The sequence below is a fragment of the Arthrobacter sp. D1-17 genome (assembly GCF_054130535.1).
In genome coordinates this window covers 3,490,581-3,516,297 of sequence record NZ_CP096382.1, presented here as the reverse complement: position 1 = coordinate 3,516,297, position 25,717 = coordinate 3,490,581, and the positions used below count along the sequence as shown (strand labels likewise).

Genomic DNA, 25,717 nt, shown 5'->3' with positions numbered 1-25,717 from the left:
TTGTGGAATCTCAAGGAGGAGACATGAGCAGCAGCATGCCTGGCGGCAGGGCTGGTACGGCAGATGAGGATCTGGAGCTGAAGCACGATCCGTCGCTGCCGCCGACGGCCGTCGATGACGCGGTCCGCGAAGCTGAGGAGCGTAAGTGGACGCCCATGAAGATTGCGATCTGGTCAGCGATCGCGCTTTTGGGCGGCGTGGCCTGGTTCATGCTCGCCATCGTCCGGGGCGAGACCGTCAACGCGATCTGGTTCGTGTTTGCCTCCGTCTGTACCTACCTGATCGCCTACCGCTTCTACTCGAAGGTCATCGAGCGCTACATCACCAAGCCGAACGACCGGCGGGCCACCCCTGCTGAGTACAAGGCCGACGGAAAGGACTACGTCCGCACGGACCGCAATGTTCTGTTCGGACACCACTTTGCGGCGATCGCCGGCGCCGGCCCGCTGGTGGGCCCGGTCATCGCGGCGCAGATGGGCTACCTGCCCGGCACTATCTGGATCATCCTCGGCGTCGTTCTTGCCGGAGCCGTGCAGGACTACCTCGTCCTGTTCTTCTCGATGCGGCGGGGCGGGCGCTCGCTGGGCCAGATGGCCCGTGAAGAACTAGGCGTGATCGGCGGAACTGCCGCTCTCATTGCCACACTGCTCATCATGGTGATTATCGTGGCGATTCTCGCCCTCGTCGTCGTGAACGCCCTGGGCGAAAGTCCATGGGGTATCTTCTCCGTGGGAATGACCATTCCCATTGCCCTGTTTATGGGGGTTTATCTACGGTTTATCCGTCCCGGCAGGGTCATGGAAGTTTCCCTGATCGGCTTCGTCCTGCTGATGGCCGCGATCATCGGAGGGGGCGTTGTTGCGGAGACCGAGTGGGGCGCGGCGTTCTTCCACCTGGACAAGGTCACCATCGCATGGGGCATCATCGTCTACGGCTTCATAGCCGCGATCCTGCCAGTCTGGCTGCTCCTGGCTCCGCGTGACTACCTCTCCACGTTCATGAAGATCGGCGTCATCGTCATGCTTGCGCTGGCCATCATAGTGGTCCGCCCCGAAATCAGTGTTCCGGCGTTCAGTGAGTTCGCCAGCCGCGACAATGGCCCGGTTTTCCCGGGGGCGCTGTTTCCGTTCCTCTTTGTCACCATCGCCTGCGGCGCCCTGTCTGGCTTCCACGCGCTGATCTCCTCCGGCACCACGCCGAAACTGGTCGAGAAGGAACGCCAGACACGCCTGATCGGCTACGGCGGAATGCTCATGGAGTCCTTCGTGGCGATCATGGCCCTCGTGGCAGCCATCTCCATTGACCGCGGGCTGTACTTCGCCATGAACTCGCCAGCCGCTCTGACGGGCGGGACCGTGGAAACCGCGGCCACCTGGGTGAACAGCCTGGGGCTGTCCGGGGTGAATCTGACACCTGAGATCCTGTCGCAGACTGCGGCCAACGTCGGCGAGGAAAGCATCGTTTCCCGCACCGGCGGCGCACCCACCCTGGCCGTGGGACTGGCCCACATCATGCAGCAGTTCATCGGTGGTACCGCGATGATGGCGTTCTGGTACCACTTCGCCATCATGTTCGAGGCGCTGTTCATCCTGACAGCAGTGGACGCCGGCACCCGCGTGGCACGCTTCATGCTGCAGGACTCCATCGGCAACTTCGTCCCCAAGTTCAAGGAGCATTCCTGGCGGCCGGGAGCCTGGCTGTGCACCGCCATCATGGTTGGGGCCTGGGGTGCCGTGCTGCTGATGGGCGTTACCGACCCGCTGGGCGGCATTAACACGCTGCTTCCGCTGTTCGGAATCGCAAACCAGTTGCTCGCTGCCATAGCGCTATCCGTGTGCATGGCCATCGCAGCCAAACGGGGCTCTTTCAAATACCTCTGGATTGTCGCCCTTCCGCTTGCCTTTGCTGCGGTCGTAACCATCACGGCGAGTTTCCAAAAGATCTTCTCGCCGGTTCCGGTGGTGGGGTACTTCGCCAACAATGCGGCGTTCAGCAAGGCACTTGCGGAAGGCAAGACTGAATTCGGCAGCGCGAAAACCGTGGCGGCCATGGAGGCCGTGGTCCGCAACACGATGATCCAGGGATGGCTCTCGGTGATCTTCGTAGTCCTGAGCATCATCGTCATCATTACGGCGGTGATCGCCACGGTAAAGGCCTTCCGGAACCAGGCCAACGGCGTCTCCCACACCGATCACGAGGACCCGGCAGTACCCTCGAGGGTATACGCGCCGGCCGGCTTCATCCCCACCCCGGCAGAGCGCGAGTTGGTGGCAGAATGGAACAAGCTTCCTGCCGAACTGCGGCTCGAAAAGCCCGTGCACCACTGAGACGGCGCCGACTATGAGCGCGATAACCGAAGGATTGCGGGACTTTGCCCGGTACCTTGGCGGTGTGATGGGGGCGGACGCATATCAGAAATACCTGGAGCACCATGCCGCTGCCGGGCACCCAAACCCGCCCCTGACTGAGCGGGAATTTTGGCGGGACAAGACTGACCGGCAGGACAGCAACCCGCAGGGACGGTGCTGCTGACCCCACATGGTCACCGCGCCGCCGCCGGACACTGCAACGTCCGACGGCGGCACGGCCTTTCCTGCCGAAGGAAACGTGCACTTTTGGCTGGCAGGACAGCCAGGCCCTGATCAACAGCTTCATCGACTGGACTCCCGATTCGGGGGTCGTGAGAGTATGAACCCATGAGCGATCCGAACGACACTCGAACCACCCCGGCTGACACGTCAGACCCAGCATTCGAGGGCTCCAGGCCCGGCGACGAGTCCCCCGTGGAGGGCACGGCCATTGAGGCTGAGCCGATCCCGGTGAACGGCGACAAGCCCGATGGCTCCTCCAAACCCAAGGGGAGCAGTCTGCAGGATCTCGTGGATGAGCCCGCCAAGGTGATGCGGATCGGCACGATGGTCCGGCAATTGCTGGAAGAGGTGAAATCCTCCCCGCTGGACGATGCTGCGCGCGGCAGACTTGCCGAAATCCACGAGCGTTCCATCAGGGAACTCGAGGACGGTCTCGCCCCGGAGCTCATGGAGGAGCTGGAACGGATCAGCCTGCCGTTCCCGGACGATGCCACGCCGTCGGACGCGGAGCTGCGGATCGCCCAGGCCCAGCTGGTTGGCTGGCTCGAAGGCCTGTTCCATGGAATCCAGACAGCCATTGCTGCCCAGCACGCGGCACGGGAACACGCCATGCTCCAGCTGCGCCAGCTCCCGCCTGGCACTGTCATTGCGCCAGGTGTGGTCATCGGCGAGAACGGCGAACCGCAAAGGGCCAAGTCCCCGCAGCAGCCGGCCAGCCCGCTGAAGCCGGGGGAACCTGAGACTCCGGACCACGGCCCGGGCCAGTACCTGTAGGTCGGGATTGGGGTTTTTCACAGCCGCCCGGCAAGGGCGCAGAGACGACGCCGAACTCGGCAAAGGCCTGTGGCGCCGGGCGCATGACCGCTTTCACCGTGGACTGGACCGCTACCACCAGGTCCTGGAGGGCGTTGAGGATGAGCCCCTCTACGCGGAACTTGTCGACATCGCGAATCAGCTTGCGGAACTGTCCGGCCGCGTCCGGGACGTCTGCGTTGAAGCGCAGCGGCGTTCTCCGAGTGAAGGGCTGGACATCCCGCACTCACTCTCCGGTGTCCACCGTGCACTGTCGAAGGCAGGGAACTCGCTGGCGGCGACAGCCGAGGCGGCAGCCATGCTTCGGCTTGCGGTCGGGCCGGTTCCGGTGGGCGCTGCGTCGGTCTGGAGAAGGGCGGAGACCGTGTTTGAACAGGTAGCGGAGGCCGAGCGCCAACTTGCTGCCGCCGGTCCCGCTCCTGGCCTGTGATTACGGCCGTGATTCCAGGGCTGCGACCGGGAGCGTGACTCTTGGGATGCGGAAATATTCCCCGCCCGGGGCATTAAGCGCCTAGCTTACCTGCCGGTAGTTTCCTGCCGCTGCGCGGCACTTCTTGGCAAGATGGACAAATGACTTCTTCACGCACACTGACATTCAATGACGGCAATACCATTCCCCAGCTCGGCTACGGGGTGTGGCAGGTGGAAGACGACGTTGCCGAGAAGGTGGTCTTCCAGGCATTCCAGGCCGGGTTCCGCCACATCGATACGGCCAAGATCTACGGCAACGAGTCCGGAGTGGGCCGCGCCATCGCGAGCTCGGGGCTGTCGCCGGAGGAAATCTTCATCACCACCAAGCTGTGGAACTCGGACCAGGGTTACGAGTCAACGCTCGCGGCCTTCGAGGAGTCCATGGAGCGCCTGGGCCTGGAAACCCTGGATCTCTACCTGATTCACTGGCTTCAGCCGAAGCAGGACAAGTACGTGGACACCTGGAAGGCGCTGATTGAGCTGCAGAAGCGCGGCAGGGTGAACTCGATCGGCGTCTCCAACTTTACGGTGGAGGGCCTGCAACGCATCATCGACGAAACCGGCGTGGTTCCCGCCATTAACCAGGTGGAGCTGCACCCGTTCTTCAACCAGGCTGAACTGCGGGAGTTCAACGCGTCCAAGGGGATCCTGACGCAGGCCTGGTCGCCGCTGGGCCAGGGCGGCGAGCTCCTGCACGACCCCGCCATCACCGCCATCGCGGACAAGCATGGTGCAACGCCGGCGCAAGTGGTTATCGCGTGGCACCTGGCCATTGGAAACGTCGTCATTCCGAAGTCGGTGACGGAGTCCCGGATCCGCGAAAACTATGCGGCCCTGGACATCACGCTCGATGCCGCCGACGTCGAATCCATCAACGGACTGGACCGTACTGCTGCAGGGACCGGACGCATCGGCCCGGACCCGGCCGTCTCCGACTTCGCCTAACCGCCCGGACGAAACGTCCGGGCTGGCAGGCCCCGTCGCCCTGAGCTGCTGTTTCGGCAGGGTTCTCAGCGCGGCGGGGCCTGCCCTTGCGGGCACCAGTACGGTGGCACCAGCCGTTCGAGCCTCATGCCCGGACTCGGTACGGTCAGGCCGCGGCCTGTTCCTGCCGGACAGCCACTGCATCGACAATGGCCCAGTCGTCCTCGCATGACAGGCAGCGGCTGACGAACCTCTCGGCTTCAGCCTGGGTATCGAAGATCTCGGTCCTGATGCGTCCGCAGTCGGCTTCGAAGTACGTGACGTGGAATTCATGGTTCATTTCCATGCCTCCATGGTGCAGCCGGGGTCTGACATTTTTAGCTTTTCAGTCCGGTGTGTTGCGGAGACGGAGCACACGTTCCTTCGCCAGCATTGCCGTCCGCCGGCTCTTCTCCGCAGCCCGGACAGACTGCTTTGCCTCTGCCTCTGCCGTTTCGCGCTCTTTCCGCAGTGCCTCCAGGGACGCTTCCAGGGCTCTTAGCCGTTGTCTGGTCTCACTGACGTCAGCTGTCAGGCGCGCGAATTCCTCGGCGGCCTTGTTAAGGGCCTCCTCGCGCGCCTCGGCCTCTGCCGCCGCTGCGGAGGCGGCTGCCTCTGCCTCAGCCAGTGCCGCTTCGGCTTTTTCGAGAAGGGAGGGCGAGGGCGGCCGCGGAGTCCGGTCCACGGCCTGCAGGCGGGGTTTCTCCGGACCGGCCGCAGGGCGGCGTTTGGACTGTGGCTGACTCTCAGGGCGGATTTTGACAGGTGGTTTCGGGCCCGCAGCTTTGCGGGTAGCTGGTTTCGGAGGTTCAGCTACCTGACCGAGGGCGGAAGGAACTGCAACCGCGCCTTCGAGATCAACCCGGTCCACCCCGTCGGCGTTGAGAACCCGCAGGAGCATGCCACTTTGTACGGCGGCCGCAGCCGCGGGGTCGGCGGTGGCAGCCCGCAGCGTCTCCTCCACCTCGGCGGCCACAGGGGCGCTGACCGGCCTCCCCTGTTGTTTTGCGGCGAGGCGCGCTGCACCGACGGCGTCGGTGAGCAGCTTGCGCCGCTCCCGTGCCAGCTCCCGTAACGCCGCGGCGTCAAGCGCTGCCTGGGCGCCCTGCATCGTTTGGCCCAGGTCGCGGAGCTGCCGGACAGTGTCCGGACGGTGGTAGGCCAGCATGTTCACGGTCCAGGCTGCGGCGGAGGGCTTGGGCAGGGCCTTGATAGCCAAGGACAACGGCCGGTTCGATTCAGCTGCCGCAGCCTTGGCGGCGGCGGTGCGGGCAGCGACAAACTCGTCGAACGGCAGCGCGTAAAGGTGCCGCGCGACGCCGGCAATCTCCTGCTCTTCCATGCCAGTCATCTTAGGACGGCGGTGATCAAGAACTGCATAGGGGCCGACGGCGGCTGGGGGACACCGCCCTGGTCTCAGACAGGCGGTTCCGCCGCCGGCCCAGCTCCGGTGTTCCATTTCTTATTATGGTCTTTTTTTACGTGCAGAAAAGGGGCGGCATTTTCCCGGAGCGGCATGCCATGGTTACCGCTTCGCGGCAGCGCTGCGTACGAAGGCGTCACCGCTGCTGACGAAAGCGTCAGCGCGTGGTTGTGGCTCCGCTTGCTCCAGTCGTACGCTGTGCGGCGTTGAGGATGACCTGGCGCAGGTTCCGGGTTTGTTTAAGGACGCGTCGCTGATGGTGGGCTCCCGTGCCGTTGGCCAGGATGTGCTGCATGGTGTCGTGGACTCTGGTGAAGTCCCCGGTATCAGTCAATGCCGGCCGGATGTGCTCCAGAAGTGCTGAGAGGCATTCTTTTGCGGGCCGTGGTTTGTTATGCAGGGGGTGGATGAGGTCCCCGTCGAGGCTGAACCTGCTGGCCCGCCAGGAGGCCAGGCGCAGCATTTCAGCCGGCACGGCCGGGGGTTCGTTTCCTCGTGCCCAATCCCGGGCTGCGGTTTCAACCAGCGCCCGGGCGACTGCTGCGATGGCAATGGCGTGGTCAGCGTCAAGGCAGACGTCGGGAACTCGGACTTCAACGGTTGGGTAGGTGGCAGAGAGCCGGGCGTCGAAATAAACCATCGCCCCGTCGAGCAGGACGTTGCAGGAGAGCAGCATGTCGAGGAGCCGGTTATAGGCTTGCGCGGAACCGAAGACCTCCGTAGGCCCTGCCGTTGGCCAGCGTCTCCAGACCTGGTAGCGGAAGCTGGCGTACCCGGTGTCTTGGCCGAGCCAGAACGGGGAATTCGTCGACATCGCGATCAGGAGGGGAAGCCAGATGCGGATCCCATCCAGGACTGCCACGCCTTCTTCAGCTGAACTGATCGAGACGTGGATGTGGAATCCGCACATGAGCTGTTCGCGCAGAATGAGCCCGAAGCGTTCCTCCATGGCTTCATAGCGCGGGCGGCGGGTAGGGCGCGGAAGATCCGGGAGTGGTGAGGTGCCCACCGCCACCGCCAGGGCGCCGAATGCCAAAGCCTGCCGATTGGCTTCCACGCGGCCGGCCCGCACAGCGTCGGCCAACCGGTCAAGGCTTGTGAAGGGCGCGGACACGGCTTCAACCTGCTCCAGCTGAACCTCGCCCCTTAGAGAGTTATTCCGCCTGCCGGGGTCCGGCTGTTCCCGGGCAGCGGCGGGAGCCTTCCCCGCCCGGGGACTGGGTGCCGCATCCACCAGTTGTTGGCCCACGGGAGCATGCACACCTGTCCTGGCGTCCACCAGCAGGAATTCCTCTTCGACACCGAAGCTTCGCACACGGACAGTCTTGCGTATCTCCGAGGTTGGACGGAAGGGATGGCGCCACCGGGCGGGCCCCCTCTTCCGCAAACATGCCAGAGTGTGTTGGGATGGCCTGATCTTGAGAAAGGCGTGACCATGACCGAAGAGAATCTTCCGGATGATGAACTTGAAGTAGTTCAGGATGACGACGTCCTGCTTGATGAAACTCCAGGTGCAGCTTCCTCCATGGAACTGGACCCTGTGTTCGGAGAGCCGGACAGCTATCCGGGAGCTGCCGAGAATAACCCTGACCGCTGGCAGGATGATCCACTGCTGCAGGAGGAGGCAGTTTCGGGGGAGGAAGAGGATTTCCTGAGTGAGCAGACCCTGCGTGATGAAACACGGGGAAGGGCAGACGTGCCGACTATTGGAGAAGCCGCCGCCGACGTCGATTTCGGCGAAGTTCCTCCTGGCGAGGAAGCGGACGCAAGTGATGACCAGACGAATTTTGGCGGGTCCCCGCTGAGCCAGTTCGACCCGGATGACCTCGAGCGCTGACCCGCCACCGCGCCGTCAGGAGGGGAACCTGCAGGGTCTGGACACCGGTAGACAGCAGACTTACCGTTCAGGAGTAGTGGTTGCCTGTTCCATCAGGGCAGGAACTGCTGCCGGTCCGTTTCGGACCGCCCGTTACGACAGGAGGAAGCAGATGGAAACCGTTGAAGAGACTGTTGATGTCGCAGTCCCGGTCCGTACGGCGTATAACCAGTGGACGCAGTTCGAATCCTTTCCGCAGTTCATGTCCGGTGTGGAATCCGTGACCCAACTGACCGACACAACCAACCACTGGGTTACCAAGGTCGGCGGGGTGAAACGTGAATTTGATACGGAGATTGTTGACCAGGAGCCTGACGACCGGATCGCCTGGCGCAGCACCGACGGCAAATCGCACGCCGGCATCATCAGGTTCACACCCCTGGATGCCAATCACACCAAGGTAAAGGTCCATTTCGAGTGGGCACCGGAAACAGTCACGGAGAAAGCAGGAGCGGCTCTCAAGATCGACGAAATGCAGGTCAAAGCCGACATGCGTAAGTTCAAGGATTTCATCGAATCGCGCGGCACCGAAACCGGCGGATGGCGCGGGGAAGTCGAGGATACCGGCCCGACCGGGCAGATCTAACTCCGCAGCTGCCGGGGAGGGGTACTTCCCATGATTGCGGGGAAGTACCCTGTCAGTCGGGCGTCCGGGCTTTTCCTACTCACTGGTAGGGGCGCTCCGGCGCCCGATGTCGCGTGACGGCTACCACCCGCGGCGGCGTGCCCACGGACTGAGTGGAAGGCCCGCCCGGGGAAGGCAGGCGGGAGGCGCGCCTATATCCGAAGAGGGTCCGAGGAAATTCATGGTTCTCCCCGGTGTTTTGGTTTCTTCCGCTACTCCGAAACCCATCCCGGTTCCGGCAGCTCGGGCTTACTCCGGCACCCGGGGACCAGTACATTTGCCAGGAGGGGCTTTCGTGCAGTACCTGCACCAAGTAGAGTCCCGGAATGAGCACTTCACCGTCAGCCCGGCTCTCGGCGCCGTTGAAGAGAGAAACCTTTTCGTCGCGAAGGCTCTTCATCCTGTCCGCCATCGGATCCGCTGTGGGCTTGGGCAACATTTGGCGCTTCCCCTACATTGCTTACGACAATGGTGGCGGAGCCTTCCTGATCCCCTACCTCACGGCGCTGCTGACGGCCGGCATCCCGCTCCTGTTCCTCGATTATGCGGTCGGGCACAAGTTCCGCGGCTCCCCACCCTTGGCCTATCGGCGGCTTCACCGGGCCGCTGAGCCGCTGGGCTGGTGGCAGGTGCTGGTCTGCTTCGTCATCGCAGCCTATTACGCGGTGATTATCGCCTGGTCGCTGATGTACATGATCTTCTCCTTTACGGAAGCCTGGGGCGACGACGCTGAGGGCTTCTTCTTCGGAGAGTTCCTGGCCGTGGCTGAAGCGCCGGGCCTGGGTTTCGAGTTCGTACCCTCGGTGTTCTTCCCGCTGCTGCTTATCTGGGTTGCTGTCATTGCCATCATGGTGGCCGGGATACGCAAGGGCATCTCCCGCGCGAACGCTGTCCTGCTGCCGCTGTTGATGGTGATGTTCCTCCTGCTGGTAATCCAATCACTCTTCCTGCCGGGGGCGGCGGACGGCCTGAATGCTTTCTTCACCCCGGACTGGTCCGCCCTCGGTGACCCGTCTGTGTGGGCTGCGGCCTACGGACATATCTTCTTCTCACTCTCCGTGGGCTACGGCATCATGGTCACCTACTCCTCCTACCTCAAGCGCAGGACGGACCTGACCGGATCTGGAATGGTGGTTGCCTTTTCCAACTCCGGCTTCGAGATCCTCGCCGGTATCGGCGTTTTCGCGGCACTGGGCTTCATGGCGCAGGCTTCCGGGGCTGCGGTTGGCGACGTCGTGACCCAAGGCATCGGTCTGGCGTTCATTGCGTTTCCCACCATCGTGTCGCAGGCCCCTTTCGGCGCCTTCATGGGAGTGCTGTTCTTCGGATCCCTGGTGTTTGCCGGCATTACATCGTTGATTTCCGTGCTGGAAGTGATTGTCGCCGCTGTGCAGGACAAGCTGGGCTGGGACCGCGTCCCGGCATCAGTGGTGGTCAGCGTCCTGGTTGCGGCCGTCTCGCTGGGGCTGTTCCCCACGGCGACAGGCCTGTACCTGTTGGACACCTCAGATGCTTTCGTCAACAGCTTCGGCATTACCCTCGGCGCGCTCGTGACCGTAGTGGTGCTGGCGTGGTTCCTGCGCAAGCTTCCACTGTTGTCCGCCCACCTCAACCGGATTTCGACCATAAAGATGCGCCGGACCTGGATGGTGTTGGTCTCAGGCATTGTGCCGCTCGCGCTTATTTACATGGTGGCCAATGAATTCACGACGAAGATCTCCACGACCTATGAGGGTTACCCCGACTGGTTCGTTGGAGTATTCGGCTGGGGAATGGCAGGTGGACTGATTGTCCTCGCGCTGGTACTGACCTTCATTCCATGGAGCAGGCGCTCCAAAGCCCACCACGACCCTGAATACGACTCCCTGGTGGCCAACGAAGCAAAGGAGACGGCGCTGTGACACCTATCGCCATCATCATGATGATCATTGCCATCGTTACCGTCTGGGGCGGCCTGGTGCTGGCACTGCTGAACCTTCACAGGCACCCGGAAGACGAAGGGGCGTTGCCCGAGGAGCAAGCCTGGGAGCTTTGAACCCAGAGGTACTCGCTCTCTTGGCCAGCGTCGCCACAAACACCCCTTACCGCCACGGGATCAGCGATGCTGCGCGGTCCTTCCCGAGCTGGCTATCAGAATTGGACTGAGACCTTTTCGTTGCGCACCTCCTCCCGCCGGGCCGGTCGCGGCGTCGTCTTCCCGCAGCGCCGTGCAGCCCGGCGGCTTGAGGAAACGCACGACGGCGTGCGGCGGTGTTGGGTGACAAGGTGCTGCTCCTCATGGTGCATCCGCCGCCCTGATTCATGTGTGAGAATGAGGCGGGGTTGAGCAAACGGCCTGCGGACCTATGCCTAGGAGCAATGTGGCTTACCTTATCCGGAGCGGTAGCACTTCCGCAGTTGGTCGGGAGCAGTCAGTGAATCCGCGCGTCCTTGGGGGTACGCAATGACGCGCAGGATGGGCGTTGAGGAAGAATTCCTGATCGTGGACGGCGAGAACGGGACCCCACTGCCTCTGGGCGAAGTCCTCGAACAGCTCAGCGACTTTCCCCGCCTCACCAGCGAGATGAAACAGGAACAGGTTGAAACCTGCACCCTGCCGCGGGTCAGCCTCTCCGAACTGGCCCATGACATCAGTTCCGGGCGGGAGAACGCAGACGCGGCGGCCAGGAGGGCAGGAGCACGGGCGGCTGCGCTGGCAACCTCGCCGCTGCCGGTGGAGTCCACCATCGCCCCGGGGAAACGCTGTGCGCAGCTGATGGAGAGGTTCGGGCTTACCGCCGTCGAACAACTGACCGGCGGCTGCCACGTGCATGTGGAGATCGAGTCGGAAGACGAAGGCGTCGCCATCCTGGACCGCATCCGGATCTGGCTGCCCGTCCTACTGGCCATCAGCGCCAATTCGCCGTATTGGAACGGCCTGGACTCAAGCTACGCGAGCTACCGCTGGCAGGCCTGGGGCCGGTGGCCCACAACCGGCCCGGCTGACATATACGGCTCCGCTGCTGCCTACCACCGTGAGATCGGGCAGGTCCTCAGCTCCGGCGTGCCTCTGGACAAGGCGAACCTGTACTTCGACGCGCGGCTCAGCCACAAGCACCCGACCGTGGAGGTCCGGGTGGCGGACGTGTGCTTGTACGCGGACGACGCCGTACTGATGGCAGCCCTGGTCCGCGGGCTGGCGGAGACCGCGGCACGGCAGTGGCGCGACGGCGTCAGCCCGGTCCCGGCTTCAGCCACCCAACTGCAACTCGCGTCCTGGCGGGCCAGCCGCTACGGACTCGATGGCGAGTTGGCGGACCCCGTGTCAGGAAAGCCCCGGGGTGCATTCGAGCCGGTGATGGCCCTGCTGGACCACCTCCGGCCGGTGCTGGAGGAACAGGGCGAGCTCAGTACCGTGGAGTTCCTGCTATTCCAGGTCCTGAACCGGGGGACCGGCGCCGCCGTGCAGCGCAACTCCTACGCGCGTGCCGGAAGCATGCGGGATGTGATCGCCGATGCTGTTCACATCACCTGCATTCCGGCCACACCATTGCGGGAGGCGGGCAGCAGTACGGGAGAGACCCAGCATAGGCTCATGGCGAAGGGACGGGTGACGTTCGGGGGCGGAGTTTTCCTCCGCCGGGGCTCCGGTGACTAATGCGCCACCAGACGGGGGAACTAATTCAGGCCTGAGTGGAATCGCCTCGTCCTTGAAGCTCCATCCTGATCCGAGGGCGACCATAGCCTGCCCTGGCCTTGGCAGGGCTCAGGTTAACCAGCGAAAAACCCCGCATTATCGTCGAAATCAACGACAATACGGGGTTTTGCCCGAGCTTCCTATCAGAATCGAACTGATGACCTTTTCATTACGAGTGAAACGCTCTACCGACTGAGCTAAGGAAGCACCGCACGCCTGACCGTAAAATCCCGGCTGGTTCATGCAAGAGTCAACTGTAATAGAGTCCCTGCGTCCGGGTCAAAATGACAGGAGGAGAAGCTCAGCAGACCGTGTTGTCTGCCGGTTTCTTGCCGTCGACCAGGTACGAGTCAACGGCGTCTTCGATGCAGCTGTTGGCCCGTCCGTATGCCGTGTGGCCTTCGCCCTTCCACGTCAGCAGCGAAGCGTTGCCCAGCTGCTTGCGGAGGGAGGTGGCCCACTCCACGGGGGTGGCAGGATCTCCGGTGGTGCCGACCACCACGATGGGGGATTCGCCGTCATATTTCACGGCCGCCGGAGCGGGCCGGACGTTCTTGTACGGCCAGTTGGCGCAGTTGGCCGCGCCGTAGGCGAAGAAGTACCCAAGCGTCGGTGACGCCTCACGGAGCTTCAGTTCCTCTTCCCGCATGGCGGCAGGATCGCTGTCCATCGGGTAGTCCAGGCAGTTGATCGCAGAAAACGCGAACGTTGTGTTGGAGGTGTATTTTCCGTTGGAACTGCGGTTGGCGCCGAGGTCCGCCAGGCGGAGCATGAGGCTGACGTCGCCCTTGGTTACAGCGTCAAGCGCCTGCGTCAGGGCGGGCCAGTTTTCGTTGGCATACAGGGGCACAATTAGTCCGCTGGCGAAGGTGTTGCCGCCGACAATCCGGCCGTCCTTTGCCGGGCGGGGGTTGGACGCGACCGACTGAATCATATCGCTGATCTGCTGGACACCGTCTTCAACCGTGCCGCTCAAGGGACAGGCTTCCTGCTGCAGGCAGTGCCCGACATAGGCGCGGAGTGCCTTGTCGAACGCCTTCGCCTGGCCAAGCGTGATTTCGTCAGCGCCGAGGGACGGGTCCACCGCTCCGTCGAGCAGCATCCGTCCGACGTTGTCCGGGAACAGCGAGGCGTAGGTCGCGCCGAGGAAGGTCCCGTAGGAGAAGCCCGCGTAGTTGAGCTTGGCGTCGTTGACCACTGCGCGGAGGATGTCCAGGTCCTTGGCGGCACTGACGGTGTCGATGTGTCCCAGTGCGGGCCCTGTCTGTTGGGCGCACTTCTCGGCGATTGCTTTGTTGTCGGCGAGGAGGGTGGCCAGGCCGGCGTCTGTTTCCGGGGCGTAGATCTTCGCCCGGGCCTCATCGCGTTCCTTGTCTGTCAGGCAGGTCACCGGCGCGGAGCGCTTGACGCCACGCGGGTCAAAACCAATGAGATCGTAGTTGGCCCGCACCTTCTCGGAGAAGTTGGTGAAGCCGGCGTCGCGGACGAAGTCGTAACCGGATGCCCCCGGCCCCCCGGGGTTGATCAGCAAGCTCCCTTGCTTGTCTTTCCCGCTGCTGGGGATCTTGAGGGCTGCGAGTTCGATGGTTTCGCCGTCCGGTTTGGCGTAGTCCAGCGGCGCCTTGACCTTGGCGCACTGCATCTCCTCCTCGCAGGACTCCCACACAATACTCTGGGAGTAAAAGTCTTCCAGACCTTCGGGAGCCGCCGCTGCTATGGATGGATCCGCCTGGCCCGTAGAGTTCCCCTGCTGCCCGCCGTCCTTGGAGCTCCCCAACAAGGTGCATGATGTCAGGAACAGAACCACCGCCATCGCTCCGGCAGCCCGCACTGCGGTCGCGAAGGAGCGCGATCGCGCGGTCGGGGGGAGTGTGGACATCATGCGGTTCTCCTTGGGCAGGGCGTTTGGCGGCATTGGGGCAGGCGGAATGCGGGCCGGCTAGATCAGGCCGGTGGCCATTGCCTCGATGGTCAAAAGCGGTGCGACGTTGGTGGTGGTGATGCGCTTCCTTGCCTTGTTGATGGCATCCATCCTGGCGAGGGTGACTTCTGGGCCTGAACGGCCGGCGAAGTCCTCCAGTTCAGCCCTGAGCTCAACGTTCACGAGCTCCACGGAATTCCCCATCTGGATGATGAGCACATCCCGGTAGAAGGAGAGGAGATCGGTGAGCGTCCGGTCCAGGGAATCGGTGATAGAACGTTTCGCGCGCCGTTTCTGGTCGTCCTCAAGCTGTTTGACCTGGCTGCGCATGGCGGGCGGCAGCTGTCCGGTCTCAGGGGCGCCCAGCGTGGCCAGCAGTGCGGCCTTTTCGGCGGCGTCGCGCTCCTCATTGGAGCTGTTGGCCTCCTCGGTGGCGATCTTCACAAGTTTATCAGCCATCATGACGGCGGCCGTGACGCCCTGGAGACCCAACGGGAAGCGAACCGTTTCCAGCCGGCGTTCCCTTGCCTCGGCGTCACGTGCCAGCCGGCGCGCAATTCCTACATGGCTTTGCGCCGCGCGTGCTGCGCGCTGAGCGAGGTCCAAATCCACGCCATCGCGCTTGACCAGCAAGGCGGCGACGTCCGCAGCGGGGGGAAGCCGCAGCGCCACAGCCCGGCACCGCGACCGGATGGTCACCAGGACATCCGCGGGGGAGGGCGCGCACAGCATCCAGATGGTCCGCGGCGTGGGTTCCTCAATGGCTTTTAGGAGAACGTTGGTGGTGCGTTCCGCCATACGGTCCGCGTCCTCAACCACGATGATCCGCCACCGGCCCGACGACGGCCTGTTGCCGGCCGTCGACACCAATTCCCGGGCTTCCTCAATCGTGATGGTCACCTTTTCGGTGCGGACAAAAACGACATCGGCGTGCGTCTCTCCGAGGATCGTCCTGCACGCGTGGCACTCGCCGCAGCCGCGCCGGGCGACATCGTCCTGGTCGCAGTTCAGCGCCGCCGCGAAGGCTTTCGCGGCGTTGGAGCGGCCCGATCCCGGCGGGCCGGTGAACAGCCAGGCATGTGTCAGCCCTTCGCCCATGGCCGCCTGCTGCAGCTGGGTGACGACGGCCGGTTGGCCCTGCAGGTCCTCCCATACGGTCATCGCAGACTCCTGGCGGACGCTGCCAGCAGCCGGTCCACGCGGTCCAGGATGCGTGCGGTGAGCTCGTCCACGGACTGCTGTGCCTCAAGGACGAGGTACCTGTCCGGCCGGGCGGCGGCAAGGTCCAGAAATGCCTGCCGGATCCGGGCGTGGAACTCATCGGCTTCCGATTCCAGCCGGTCCTCTGCTGCGTCGCCGGCGGTGCGGCGGCTGCGTCCATCGGCTGGATGGACGTCAAGCAGCACTGTGAGGTCCGGCTGCAGTCCGGAGGTGGCCCACTCGTTGATGCTTCGCACGGCATCTGTTCCGAGGTCCCGGCCGGCTCCCTGGTAAGCCACCGAGGAGTCGATGTAGCGGTCTGTCAGCACCACTTCTCCGCGTTCCAGCGCCGGCCGGATCACCTGGCTCGCGTGTGCGGCGCGGGAGGCAGCGAAAATCAGCGCCTCCGTGTGGGCGTCGATGTGGCCATGGCCGTGTTCCAACACCAGGGCGCGCAGCTTCTCACCGATCGGGGTTCCACCCGGTTCCCTGGTCCGCAGCACGGTCAGGCCGCGGGACTCCAGTGCCCCGGCCAGCCGGGCGGCCTGGGTAGACTTGCCGGCGCCGTCACCGCCTTCGAAAGCGATGAACAGTCCGGGACTCTGCTTATTCACTCATCCAGCGTACCGACTCCTGCTGACCGTAAGCCCTACGGCCGCTTTTTCACACAGCTGGAGCCCACGTACCCTTTGATCATGAGTCTTTCCCAACAGCGTGCCGCGTCCCTTTCGGCTGAGACGGTGGTTGTGGCCGCCGGCCGGCCGCCCCGCGAACGGGACGAGCCTGTCAACCCGCCGATCGTGCTGTCCTCCACGTACTTCGGAACCGCCGCCCTGGACGACGGCGACCGCGGCTACGGCCGCTACTCCAACCCCACCTGGGACCCGTTCGAAGAAGCGCTGGGTCAGCTTGAAGGCGCCTCCCTGCCCGGCCTGCTCTACGCGTCCGGGCTGGCTGCCGTCAGCTCAGCCCTGTCGCTTATCCCGGCCGGGGGAGCGCTCGTCATGCCGTCCCACAGTTACGCCGGTTCGCTGGTGATGGCGTCCGAGCTGGCAGAAAAGGGCTTCATCGAGTTGCGCACGGTGGACATCGCCGACACTGCTGCCGTCCTTGCCCAGCTCACGCCGGCGGGCGGGAAGCCGGCGGCGATGCTGTGGCTGGAAAGCCCCACCAACCCCATGCTCGGCATCGCCGACATCCGTGCCCTGACCCAGGCCGCGCACGACGCCGGAGCCGTCGTCGTCACGGACAATACCTTCTCTACGCCGCTGGTGCAGCAGCCGCTCGCCCTGGGGTCCGACGTCGTCCTCCACTCGGTGACCAAATACTTGGCCGGGCATTCCGACGTCGTGCTGGGCGCCCTGGTGACCTCCGATCCGGAACTGCGGAACACCCTGCTCCACCACCGCATCATCCACGGCGCCATAGCGGGCCCGTTCGAGGCCTGGCTGGCGCTGCGCGGGCTGCGGACTCTGGCGCTGCGGATCGAACGCTCGCAGGCCTCCGCTGCCGTGCTCGCCGAAAGGCTCAGCGCCCACCCGCGCGTCGAAAGCGTCCGCTACCCGGGCCTCGCCACAGATCCCGGCCATGACCGGGCCAAGTCCCAGATGACCGGCTTCGGGTCCGTCGTCTGCATCCAGATTTCCCCTGCGGACGATCTCAGCGGCGCGGACGCAGCGGACAAACTGGTCCGCTCGCTGCAGCTGTGGCTGCCCGCCACGTCGCTCGGCGGTGTCGAGTCATTGATCGAACGACGACGGCGGCACGTAGCGGAGCCGGAAAGCGTGCCGGAGAATCTCGTGCGCCTCAGCGTGGGGATCGAAAACGTCGAAGACCTTTGGTCCGATTTGCAGCAGGCTTTGGCCGCCTTGGACAGATAGGCTTGTCAGGTGGACGGAACAGTACTGATCAGAGTTGTCGAAAGCGCGGTCTACTACGTCTTGGGGCTGGTGGCACTGGTCCTGGAAGTGTGGGCCTTCTTCGACTGTGTCCGCCACAGGGCCAACGCCTTTGAGGCTGTGGGTAAGAGGACCAAGACGTTCTGGCTGGCGCTCACCGGCGGCAGCCTGGCGATCGGTGCCTTGTCGGTACTGGGCGGCGGGGGAGGCGGTCTGATTGGACCGTTTGGCCTGTTCGGCCTCGCAGCTGTAGTGGCAGCGTCGGTCTACCTGGCGGATGTCCGGCCCGCGGTCAAGGACGCCGGCCGCGGCGGCAGCCGCAACACCGGCCCCTACGGACCCTGGTGACCTCGCACAGCCAGTGACCCAACTGCGGAGTAGCTAAGGCCGGAGTAGCTAAGGCAGCGGAGCCACCGCTTCCCAGCCCACCGTGAGTTCCCCCAGTCGCCAGCGTGACGGTCCGTCGTGGACCGGCCACCCTCCATCGCGCAGCATCACGCACATGGACGTCCAGCGTTGTCTGTTCCCGAAGGCTGCCAGCGCCGCCGACTCAAGCCACGTGCGGTCCATGGCCTGCAGCAGCGCATGAACGGGCTCGCCGGGGACGTTGCGGTGGATAAGCGCTTTGGGCAGGCGTTCGGCCACGTCCGACGGCCGTTCAAAGCTGCCAAAGCGCATGGACATGCTCAACGAGAGCGGACGCGCGGCATCCAGCGCAATCCACGTAACGCGCCGGCCGATCTCGTCGCAGGTTCCGTCAATAAACAGCCCGTCCGGAGCGAGCCGGTCCTGCACCAGACGCCAGATCCCGCCGACGTCCGCCTCCTCATACTGGCGCAGCACATTAAAGGCACGGACGAGGACTGGTTTTCCCGGCACCGGGATTTCGAAGCCTCCGAGGAGGAAGCTGAGTCCCGGTCGTTCCAGTGCGCTGGCGGCCTGCACGCGGTCGGGCTCGATTTCGATACCGCACAGGCGGACGTCCGGCCGGACGGCGGAAAGCCGCTCAAAAAGCTCGACGGCGGTGGCCGGGGAAGCGCCGTAGCCCAGGTCGACTGCCAAGGGATCTGCCGCTGACCGCAGACGCCAGGCCTGCGGCCCGGTGAGCCAGCGGTCCACGCGGCGCATACGGTTGGGGTTGGTGGTGCCGCGGGTAATGTTGCCGACAGGGCGTCCGCCGCTGCCACGGCTGTCCGGATGTGCCACCCGCTCTGCTTTCTGAACCACCGCCCCAGACTATCCTGCAGGGAAATGTAACGGACGGCGGCGGAAGTCCCTGCTCGGCTAGGATGAAAATCATGACTTACAAGCTGATTCTGCTGCGCCACGGCCACAGCGAATGGAATGCCAAGAACCTCTTCACCGGCTGGGTGGACGTTGACCTCAACGACCAGGGCCGCGAGGAAGCAGCCCGCGGGGGAGAGCTCCTGGTCGAGCACGACGTGCTCCCGGACATCCTTTACACGTCGCTCCTGAAGCGGGCCATCAACACGGCCAACATTGCCCTGGACAAGGCCGACCGCGGATGGATCCCGGTCAAGCGCGACTGGCGCCTGAACGAACGCCACTACGGTGCGCTGCAGGGCAAGGACAAGGCCCAGACCCTCGCCGAGTACGGTGAGGAGCAGTTCATGGAATGGCGCCGGTCCTACGACACCCCGCCGCCGCCCCTTGACGACGACTCACCATTCTCACAGGCGCACGATCCCCGCTACGCCGGCCTGGGCGACAAGCTGCCCCGTACGGAGTGCCTCAAGGATGTCCTGGTCCGGCTGCTTCCGTACTGGGAATCGGACATCAAGGAAGATCTCAAGTCAGGCAAGACCGTACTCGTCACGGCCCACGGCAACTCGCTGCGCGCCCTGGTGAAGCACCTCGACGGCATCAGCGATGAAGCCATCGCCAGCCTGAACATCCCCACCGGCATTCCGCTGGTCTACGACCTGGACGAGAACTTCCAGCCGCTCAAGCCAGGCGGAACGTATCTTGACCCCGAGGCTGCCGAGGAAGCCATCCTGGCCGTGGCGAACCAGGGCAAGAAGTAAGAATAGACGACGACGGCGGCCGGTCACCTAGGTGACCGGCCGCCGTCGTCTGTTGGCTGCGGTGCTACTGCATCAGCCGTGTTCGATGCTGCTGTTCGGGTGCCACGCGCCCGTCACGAGGTACGTGACCTTCTGCGCCACCGAAACACCGTGGTCGGCAAAGCGCTCGAAGTACCGGCTGGCGAGGGCCACGTCCACAGTGGTGGCGGGGGTTTCCTGCCAGTCGCTCCGGGCGATGGCCTTGAAAACGCTGACGTGCAGGTCGTTGACCTCCGAGTTCGCCTTCAGGATGTCCCGGGCAACTTCAAGATCGCGGGTCTCCAGCAGCTGCGTGAGTTTGTTGGCGATCACGATGTCGTGCTCGGCGAAACTCTTGAAGGTTTCCGTCAGGGAGGCGGGGATCACCGTGGAGGGAAAGCGGAGACGGGCCAGCTGCGCGATGTGGCGGGCGAGGTCGCCCATGCGCTCGAGCGAAGCGCTCATCCGCAGCGAACCCACGATCATCCGCAGGTCGCTGGCCACCGGCCCCTGGAGGGCGAGGATGTCGATGGCTCGTTCATCAAGGCTGTTCTGCAGGAAGTCGATCCGGGCATCAGCCGCGATGACATCCTGGGCCAGATCGACGTCGGCGACTTCAAACGACGCGGTTGCCTTCGTGATCGCGTCGCTGACCAGCTTTGACATTTCGATGAGGTCTTCGCCCACCTGGGCGAGCTCTTCCTGAAAAACCTTACGCACGTAGGCGTCCTTTCCTTGGAGGCCCGGCCCGCCGCGATGGGCGGTCCGGGTCTCGTATCACCGTTCCGGCAGTCCAACCCGCCACTCTTCCAGTGTCGGGTGAACTGTTACGCACCTCTAGATGAACGTTAGCTGAATCCGCCCCGTTCTGGTCCTGGAACCGCTGTGCGGGCATTTCGAAAGCATAAGCTGGAGCCGTGGATCCAATGCTCATCGGTGTCATCGCCGGCCTGCTCGGCCTGTCGTTCGGCGTCTTCGGTATGCTCGCCTTCAGGGTCAGCGAGCAGCAGCGAAAGATTGTCGACGTCGAAGTCGATGAACCTGCGCTGCCGCCAGGCGCCGCTGAAGTGCTCGCCGTCATCGGCAAGGCCTTCGTGGTCGTGGACGCCATCGACGGCGTGGTCCGGGCAAGCCCGGCTGCCTATGCATACGGGCTGGTGCGGGGCCACACCGTGGTGCACCGGGAGCTGCTGGACATGACGGCGAACGTCCGCCGCGACGGCGTCATCCTCGAAAAGCGCCTCGAGCTTCCGAGGGGCCCGCTCGGCCAGGGCGCCATCATCGTGCAGGTCCGGGCCGCCATGCTCGGAGAGGAATATATTCTCCTCCTGGCCGATGACCGGACCGAAATCACGCGCACCGAGGAGATCCGCAACGACTTCGTGGCGAACGTGTCCCATGAACTGAAGACTCCGGTGGGCGCACTGTCCCTGCTGGCAGAGGCGATCGAATCCTCGGCGGCCGACGAAGAGGCCGTCCGGCGCTTCGCGGCCCGCATGCACAAGGAATCCGCCCGGCTTGCGGCGCTGGTACAGGACATCATCGAGCTCTCCCGCCTGCAGGCCGCAGATGTGGCGCAGCAGGGACAGGAAGTTGACATCAACGACGTTGTCGCAGAGGCGGTGGACCGCTCACAGCTGCCGGCGGAAAGCAAGAACATTCAAATTGTCATCGGCGGCCGGGTCGACGCCAAGGTCTACGGGGACCAGGACCTCCTGGTGACCGCCCTGCGCAACCTCATTGACAATGCCATCCGTTACTCCCCGGAGAACACGAGGGTGGGGATCGGACTCCGGGCCAAGGAAGGCCTCGTCTCGATCTCCGTGACGGATCAGGGCGAGGGCCTTTCGGCCGAGGACCAGGAACGCGTGTTCGAACGTTTTTACCGCGTGGATTCCGCACGGTCACGCCACACCGGCGGGACCGGGCTGGGCCTGAGCATTGTCAAACACGTCGTTTCCAACCATGGCGGAGAGGTGACCCTGTGGTCGCAGCCGGGCCAGGGTTCGACGTTCACGCTGCGCCTGCCGGAAATGGAAGGGCAGGCGTCGCATGCAAAAGAACCAAGGGACGCCGCCGGCGTCCAAGAACGAGGAGTTACCGCTTGAGCAGGATTCTTATTGTGGAGGACGAGGAATCGTTCAGCGATCCCCTGTCCTATCTGCTGGGCAAGGAAGGCTTTGAGGTCGAGGTCGTGGACAACGGCCTGGACGCGCTTACGGAATTCGACCGCAACGGAGCCGACCTGGTGCTCCTGGACCTGCAGCTGCCGGGCCTGTCCGGGACGGAAGTCTGCCGTCAGCTGCGCCAGCGCTCGGGCGTCCCCGTGATCATGCTCACCGCCAAGGACACGGAAATCGATAAGGTGGTGGGGCTGGAGCTGGGTGCCGACGACTACGTCACCAAGCCGTACTCATCGCGGGAGCTGGTGGCCCGCGTCCGGGCGGTGCTCCGCCGCCAGGGCGAACCGGAAGAACTCGTTTCCAGCACGGTGCAGGCCGGTCCGGTTCGGATGGACATCGAACGCCATGTCGTCAGCGTGGGCGGGGAGCAGGTGGCGCTCCCGCTGAAGGAATTTGAACTCCTCGAGATGCTGCTCCGGAATTCGGGCCGGGTCCTCACCCGCGGCCAGCTGATCGACAGGGTCTGGGGATCCGATTACGTGGGTGACACGAAGACGCTCGACGTCCATGTCAAGCGGCTGCGCAGCAAGATCGAACCCGACCCCTCCCTTCCGCGGTACCTCGTGACCGTCCGCGGCCTGGGGTACAAATTCGAACCGTAAGGGGCACGGCCTGGCTGCCGCCTTCCGGCCGGCCGGAGTGTCCGTCATTCGATATCCGGCCTTAAACGTGCAGGAGGGCATCCCGATTGGGATCCCCTCTGCACGTTGAGCGAGGTGGCGGTGTCAGTGGCCGCCCTCGGTGGGTGCGGCTCCTTCTGTGTGCGCGCCATCAGTGTGGGTGCCGGTTTCACTCGGCGTGGGGGTGGGGGTGCTGCCTGCGGGCAGGTACGCCTGGTATTCCTTCAGGGTTCCGTCCATAACGGGGATCTTGACGGTCTTGTTGACGTTGGTGCCGTCTTCGCGGACGGTGATGTCCACGAGCGAGCCCGGGCGGCCACCGGCGGTGCTCAGGATGGCCGGTTCCGTGGACTCGTTAAGCAGGGTGTAGGAGTTCTTCTTGACCGGGATCTCGGTCTGGGCTCCTTTGGCTCCACTCAGAGTGACCTTGACGTCATTGGAGGAGGAGTTGTAGACGGCACCGATCACGCGGCCGGGCTGGTTCTCGCCTGAGGCTACGATCAGCATGTTGCGCAGCTGCACGGGTCCGACGTCGGAGCGTGTTCCGTCCGAGGCGGCGTACTGCTCGGAGGTCTGCTGGGCGTTGATGTAGCCGCAGCCGGTCAGGGTGAGCAGTCCGACGCTCAGGACGGCAGCCGCCATGGCCATCTTGCCGCACTGGCCCCGGTTCATCGCAGTGAAACGCACGTCACGCACTCCTAGAAAGTCTTGAAACTTGGTTTAAGCCATAGCCTATCGGCAAACACGGCTGAACGAGGATTCCCGCCGTACACAATAGCGCCTGTTTGGGGACCCGGTCCGGTGTTGACGAGGGACCGCGGACTACCGCCGCGTAGCGCTTGTCGGCACTAGGGTCATGCACTATTATCCGCGTTCGTCAAGGGGTCTGAGCCGCTGATTCTGCCCATTTTCCGCGTATTTCCGCGGTTCCCGGGCCTGATCCATGCCAGTCATATGCCTTAATCGTGATAAACTGGTCTGCGGGAAAGGGGAAAGTCCACATGGTTTTTGAGGTCGGCGAGACAGTAGTTTACCCTCACCACGGTGCAGCAAAAATTGAAGAAATCAAGATGCGCACTGTCAAGGGCGAAGAGAAGATGTATCTCAAGCTCAAGGTGGCTCAGGGTGATCTGACCATTGAAGTTCCAGCAGAAAACGTTGACCTCGTTGGGGTACGCGACGTAGTGGGCAAGGAAGGTTTGGAGCACGTATTCGATGTGCTCCGTGCCGAGTTCACTGAAGAGCCCACCAACTGGTCGCGCCGTTACAAGGCAAATCTGGAGAAGCTTGCTTCCGGTGACGTCATCAAGGTAGCAGAGGTCGTCCGCGACCTGTGGCGCCGGGATCACGATCGGGGCCTTTCCGCAGGTGAGAAGCGAATGCTGGCCAAGGCACGGCAGATTCTGATCTCAGAATTGGCTTTGGCCGAGAGAACCGACGAGGAGAAGGCTGCAAGCGTTCTCGACGAGGTTCTGGCTTCCTGAGAATTGAACCCCGGTGGCACGGTGCCGCCGGGGTTTCTTTTTGCCCAAAAACACCCTCGCAACCAGGTGTTAGAGGGGAGCGCGGCCGGGACGTAGGCTAGTCGGCATGAACGATCCAGCCACGCGACCCGTCACCGCCGTCATCCTCGTTGCTGCAGGGACAGGGCAGCGGCTTGGCTACGGCATGCCCAAAGCGGCAGTGCCGCTGGGCGGCGAGCCGATCCTTCTCCACGCCCTCCGCGGCATCGTCGCTGCCGGCGTGGCAAGCCAGATTTGCATCGCCCTGCCCGCCGCCGACGCCGGGCTTCGGCAGCTGATCGAGGATTTCAGGCTGGAGTTGGCAGACGGCGGTCCGCTTCTGATAATGGTCGACGGCGGAGCCACCAGGGCGGATTCCGTCCGGTCAGCCCTGTCAGCCGTGGAGGAGGGAACCGAGGCCGTTCTCGTCCACGATGCCGCCCGCGCCCTCACGCCGGAAGCTGTCTTCCACCGGGTAGTGCAGGCCCTGGCCAGCGGAGCCTCGGCCGTCATCCCCGTCATCCCCGTCGTGGATACGGTCAAAACCGTGGCCCCAACTGACGGCAGCGATGCTGACATCGCGCCCGAGGTCGTCACGGGAACTGTGTCCCGGCAGGAGCTGCGCTCGGTCCAGACCCCGCAGGGATTCAAACTGGACACGCTGAAGGCTGCCCACGCGGCTGCGGCAGGCTTTGACGAAGGCCGAGTAGCGGCAGTCACCGACGACGCGATGCTGGTGGAGCTCCTTGGCGAACCCGTCCACGCCGTGCGAGGAGCCAGCCAGTCCCTGAAAATCACCACGCCGCTGGACCTCATCCTCGCTGAAGGTCTCCTCGAGGGTCCGCTCGGCACGCGCTGGGTGGAAGGCTGACGGCGTGAGCCTGGACGGGGCGAGTGAAGACAAAGTGAACCGACCAGAAAACGAAAGGCCCGGCATGATCCTGCCCCGCACCGGAATCGGTGTCGACGTTCACGCTTTCGCCCCTGAGGGCGCCGGCAGGCCGCTCTGGCTTGGCGGACTGTTGTGGGAGGGGGAGCGCGGGCTCGCCGGTCATTCCGACGGCGACGCCGTGGCCCATGCTGCGGCGGATGCCCTGTTCTCCGCCTGCGGGATTGGCGACCTGGGAACGCACTTCGGGACCGACCGCCCGGAGTTCGCGGGTGCGTCCGGGATTACCCTCCTGGCAGAAGCGGCACGTATTGTCCGGGCATCCGGGTTCGAGATCGGCAATGTGGCAGTCCAGTTCGTGGCGAACCGCCCCAAGTTCGGCCCGCGCCGCGAAGAGTCGCAGCGCGTCCTTACGGAAGCCGCCGGGGCGCCTGTCAGCGTCACGGCCACCACGAGCGACAGTCTCGGATTCACCGGCAGGGGTGAAGGCATCTCCGCCGTAGCCACGGCCTTGGTCTATCCCGCCTCCTGAACATTCCTGGGTACAGCGTCCGCGGCACCCAAAGTCACCGCGCCGGTTTCAATCACCTACGCTGGAAGAAGGACCTGCGGCGTGCCCGCGGGTGCCATCTGTACCGCCACATCAGGAGACCTCCCGTGAAAAAGCTGCTTCCCGCCGTCGTGATTGCCTGCCTGCTGCTGACAGGCTGCGGCGGCACGCCCAGGATGAGCGTCGCTGAGAGCTGCGCCTTCCTCAACAGCGATACGTTCAAACCCACCGGAAACCAGCAGCAGCAGGCGGACCAAATCGCGAAGCACTACGAGGAGGTCGCCGACAAGGTAGCCCCCGAAATCGCGGACCCGATCCAGAAAATGGCCGACGTCATGAAGCAGGTGGCCGGCACTGCCCTGGGCGACAAGAGTGAGGCGCAGATCGCCGAGCTGACCAAACAGAACAACCGGATCGGCGGTATCTGCAAGTAAGCGGACGGGCATAAGCGGG

At 64.1% G+C, this 25,717-nt stretch carries 28 protein-coding genes and 1 tRNA gene; 19 read left to right on the top strand and 10 right to left on the bottom strand.

Annotated elements, in window-relative coordinates; translation table 11 throughout:
* Nucleotides 1–35 precede the first annotated feature (35 nt).
* From M1E01_RS16200 to M1E01_RS16180, 5 genes are all read left to right on the top strand, one after another.
* A complete protein-coding gene (locus M1E01_RS16200; protein ID WP_457975002.1) occupies nt 36–2,327 on the top strand; it encodes a carbon starvation CstA family protein in 2,292 nt (763 codons plus the stop codon).
* A 13-nt stretch (nt 2,328–2,340) separates the two neighbouring features.
* A complete protein-coding gene (locus tag M1E01_RS16195; RefSeq protein ID WP_457972559.1) occupies nt 2,341–2,532 on the top strand; it encodes a YbdD/YjiX family protein in 192 nt (63 codons plus the stop codon).
* Nucleotides 2,533–2,696: 164 nt separating this feature from the next.
* A complete protein-coding gene (locus M1E01_RS16190) occupies nt 2,697–3,365 on the top strand; it encodes a bacterial proteasome activator family protein (RefSeq protein ID WP_457972558.1) in 669 nt (222 codons plus the stop codon).
* A 7-nt stretch (nt 3,366–3,372) separates the two neighbouring features.
* On the top strand, nt 3,373–3,834 hold the full coding sequence (locus M1E01_RS16185) for a hypothetical protein (protein ID WP_457972557.1): 462 nt from the start codon (nt 3,373–3,375) through the stop codon (nt 3,832–3,834).
* A 140-nt stretch (nt 3,835–3,974) separates the two neighbouring features.
* Nucleotides 3,975–4,820, top strand: coding sequence for an aldo/keto reductase (locus M1E01_RS16180; protein ID WP_457972556.1), 846 nt, complete (start codon nt 3,975–3,977; stop codon nt 4,818–4,820).
* 145 nt (nt 4,821–4,965) lie between these two features.
* Here M1E01_RS16180 and M1E01_RS16175 read toward each other — a convergent pair whose 3' ends face one another.
* From M1E01_RS16175 to M1E01_RS16165, 3 genes are all read right to left on the bottom strand, one after another.
* Nucleotides 4,966–5,145, bottom strand: coding sequence for a hypothetical protein (locus M1E01_RS16175; RefSeq protein ID WP_457972555.1), 180 nt, complete (start codon nt 5,143–5,145; stop codon nt 4,966–4,968).
* Nucleotides 5,146–5,184: 39 nt separating this feature from the next.
* Nucleotides 5,185–6,180, bottom strand: a complete 996-nt coding sequence (locus M1E01_RS16170) for a hypothetical protein (RefSeq protein ID WP_457972554.1) — start codon at nt 6,178–6,180, stop codon at nt 5,185–5,187.
* Nucleotides 6,181–6,418: 238 nt separating this feature from the next.
* Entirely contained in the window at nt 6,419–7,576 is a 1,158-nt protein-coding gene (locus M1E01_RS16165; protein WP_457972553.1) for a glutamate--cysteine ligase, read from the bottom strand.
* Between the two features lie 120 nt (nt 7,577–7,696).
* Between M1E01_RS16165 and M1E01_RS16160 the strand changes: the two genes are divergently transcribed.
* The 5 genes from M1E01_RS16160 (at nt 7,697) to M1E01_RS16140 (ending at nt 12,399) form a co-directional block, all read left to right on the top strand.
* On the top strand, nt 7,697–8,098 hold the full coding sequence (locus M1E01_RS16160) for a hypothetical protein (protein WP_457972552.1): 402 nt from the start codon (nt 7,697–7,699) through the stop codon (nt 8,096–8,098).
* Between the two features lie 151 nt (nt 8,099–8,249).
* Nucleotides 8,250–8,723, top strand: coding sequence for an SRPBCC family protein (locus M1E01_RS16155; protein ID WP_457972551.1), 474 nt, complete (start codon nt 8,250–8,252; stop codon nt 8,721–8,723).
* A gap of 365 nt (nt 8,724–9,088) precedes the next feature.
* Nucleotides 9,089–10,663 carry a sodium-dependent transporter gene (locus tag M1E01_RS16150; RefSeq protein ID WP_457972550.1) on the top strand — a complete coding sequence of 525 codons (1,575 nt, stop codon included), beginning with the start codon at nt 9,089–9,091 and terminating at the stop codon, nt 10,661–10,663.
* Complete coding sequence (locus tag M1E01_RS16145; RefSeq protein WP_457972549.1) at nt 10,660–10,797, top strand: methionine/alanine import family NSS transporter small subunit; 138 nt, start codon at nt 10,660–10,662, stop codon at nt 10,795–10,797. The genes M1E01_RS16150 and M1E01_RS16145 overlap by 4 nt, the downstream gene beginning before the upstream one ends.
* A gap of 408 nt (nt 10,798–11,205) precedes the next feature.
* Nucleotides 11,206–12,399 (top strand): glutamate--cysteine ligase, encoded by a 1,194-nt coding sequence (locus M1E01_RS16140; protein WP_457972548.1) that lies wholly within the window; start codon nt 11,206–11,208, stop codon nt 12,397–12,399.
* A 173-nt stretch (nt 12,400–12,572) separates the two neighbouring features.
* Here M1E01_RS16140 and M1E01_RS16135 read toward each other — a convergent pair.
* From M1E01_RS16135 to tmk, 4 genes are all read right to left on the bottom strand, one after another.
* Nucleotides 12,573–12,645, bottom strand: a tRNA-Thr gene (locus tag M1E01_RS16135).
* A gap of 94 nt (nt 12,646–12,739) precedes the next feature.
* Nucleotides 12,740–14,317: an alpha/beta hydrolase gene (locus M1E01_RS16130; RefSeq protein ID WP_457975001.1), complete on the bottom strand. Its 1,578-nt coding sequence runs from the start codon at nt 14,315–14,317 to the stop codon at nt 12,740–12,742.
* A gap of 60 nt (nt 14,318–14,377) precedes the next feature.
* Nucleotides 14,378–15,520, bottom strand: coding sequence for a DNA polymerase III subunit delta' (locus M1E01_RS16125; RefSeq protein WP_457972547.1), 1,143 nt, complete (start codon nt 15,518–15,520; stop codon nt 14,378–14,380).
* Nucleotides 15,517–16,173, bottom strand: a complete 657-nt coding sequence (gene tmk, locus M1E01_RS16120; protein WP_457972546.1) for a dTMP kinase — start codon at nt 16,171–16,173, stop codon at nt 15,517–15,519. Before tmk ends, M1E01_RS16125 begins: the two co-directional genes overlap by 4 nt.
* 81 nt (nt 16,174–16,254) lie before the next feature.
* On the opposite strand from tmk, the gene M1E01_RS16115 reads away from it, so the two are divergent.
* Both M1E01_RS16115 and M1E01_RS16110 read left to right on the top strand, forming a co-directional pair.
* The gene (locus M1E01_RS16115) at nt 16,255–17,439 is read left to right on the top strand and encodes a trans-sulfuration enzyme family protein (protein WP_457972545.1); all 1,185 of its coding nucleotides are present in this window, start codon (nt 16,255–16,257) and stop codon (nt 17,437–17,439) included.
* A gap of 9 nt (nt 17,440–17,448) precedes the next feature.
* Entirely contained in the window at nt 17,449–17,805 is a 357-nt protein-coding gene (locus M1E01_RS16110) for a DUF2516 family protein (protein ID WP_457972544.1), read from the top strand.
* A 48-nt stretch (nt 17,806–17,853) separates the two neighbouring features.
* On the opposite strand, the gene M1E01_RS16105 is transcribed toward M1E01_RS16110, so the two are convergent.
* Nucleotides 17,854–18,684 (bottom strand): class I SAM-dependent methyltransferase, encoded by an 831-nt coding sequence (locus M1E01_RS16105; RefSeq protein WP_457972543.1) that lies wholly within the window; start codon nt 18,682–18,684, stop codon nt 17,854–17,856.
* A 71-nt stretch (nt 18,685–18,755) separates the two neighbouring features.
* Between M1E01_RS16105 and M1E01_RS16100 the strand changes: the two genes are divergently transcribed.
* On the top strand, nt 18,756–19,502 hold the full coding sequence (locus M1E01_RS16100) for a phosphoglyceromutase (RefSeq protein WP_457972542.1): 747 nt from the start codon (nt 18,756–18,758) through the stop codon (nt 19,500–19,502).
* A gap of 72 nt (nt 19,503–19,574) precedes the next feature.
* On the opposite strand, the gene phoU is transcribed toward M1E01_RS16100, so the two are convergent.
* Nucleotides 19,575–20,240 carry a phosphate signaling complex protein PhoU gene (gene phoU, locus M1E01_RS16095; RefSeq protein WP_457972541.1) on the bottom strand — a complete coding sequence of 222 codons (666 nt, stop codon included), beginning with the start codon at nt 20,238–20,240 and terminating at the stop codon, nt 19,575–19,577.
* A gap of 206 nt (nt 20,241–20,446) precedes the next feature.
* Between phoU and M1E01_RS16090 the strand changes: the two genes are divergently transcribed.
* The gene (locus M1E01_RS16090; protein WP_457975000.1) at nt 20,447–21,628 is read left to right on the top strand and encodes a sensor histidine kinase; all 1,182 of its coding nucleotides are present in this window, start codon (nt 20,447–20,449) and stop codon (nt 21,626–21,628) included.
* On the top strand, nt 21,625–22,305 hold the full coding sequence (locus M1E01_RS16085; protein WP_457972540.1) for a response regulator: 681 nt from the start codon (nt 21,625–21,627) through the stop codon (nt 22,303–22,305). Before M1E01_RS16090 ends, M1E01_RS16085 begins: the two co-directional genes overlap by 4 nt.
* Before the next feature lie 123 nt (nt 22,306–22,428).
* Here M1E01_RS16085 and M1E01_RS16080 read toward each other — a convergent pair whose 3' ends face one another.
* Nucleotides 22,429–23,010: a hypothetical protein gene (locus M1E01_RS16080; protein WP_457972539.1), complete on the bottom strand. Its 582-nt coding sequence runs from the start codon at nt 23,008–23,010 to the stop codon at nt 22,429–22,431.
* A 314-nt stretch (nt 23,011–23,324) separates the two neighbouring features.
* Here M1E01_RS16080 and M1E01_RS16075 point away from each other — a divergent pair, with 314 nt between their 5' ends.
* The 4 genes from M1E01_RS16075 (at nt 23,325) to M1E01_RS16060 (ending at nt 25,698) form a co-directional block, all read left to right on the top strand.
* Nucleotides 23,325–23,807 carry a CarD family transcriptional regulator gene (locus M1E01_RS16075; RefSeq protein WP_400477689.1) on the top strand — a complete coding sequence of 161 codons (483 nt, stop codon included), beginning with the start codon at nt 23,325–23,327 and terminating at the stop codon, nt 23,805–23,807.
* Nucleotides 23,808–23,913: 106 nt separating this feature from the next.
* A complete protein-coding gene (ispD, locus tag M1E01_RS16070; protein WP_457972538.1) occupies nt 23,914–24,696 on the top strand; it encodes a 2-C-methyl-D-erythritol 4-phosphate cytidylyltransferase in 783 nt (260 codons plus the stop codon).
* 64 nt (nt 24,697–24,760) lie between these two features.
* Complete coding sequence (gene ispF, locus M1E01_RS16065; RefSeq protein WP_457974999.1) at nt 24,761–25,246, top strand: 2-C-methyl-D-erythritol 2,4-cyclodiphosphate synthase; 486 nt, start codon at nt 24,761–24,763, stop codon at nt 25,244–25,246.
* 125 nt (nt 25,247–25,371) lie between these two features.
* Entirely contained in the window at nt 25,372–25,698 is a 327-nt protein-coding gene (locus tag M1E01_RS16060; RefSeq protein WP_457972537.1) for a hypothetical protein, read from the top strand.
* The last annotated feature ends 19 nt before the right edge of the window (nt 25,699–25,717 follow it).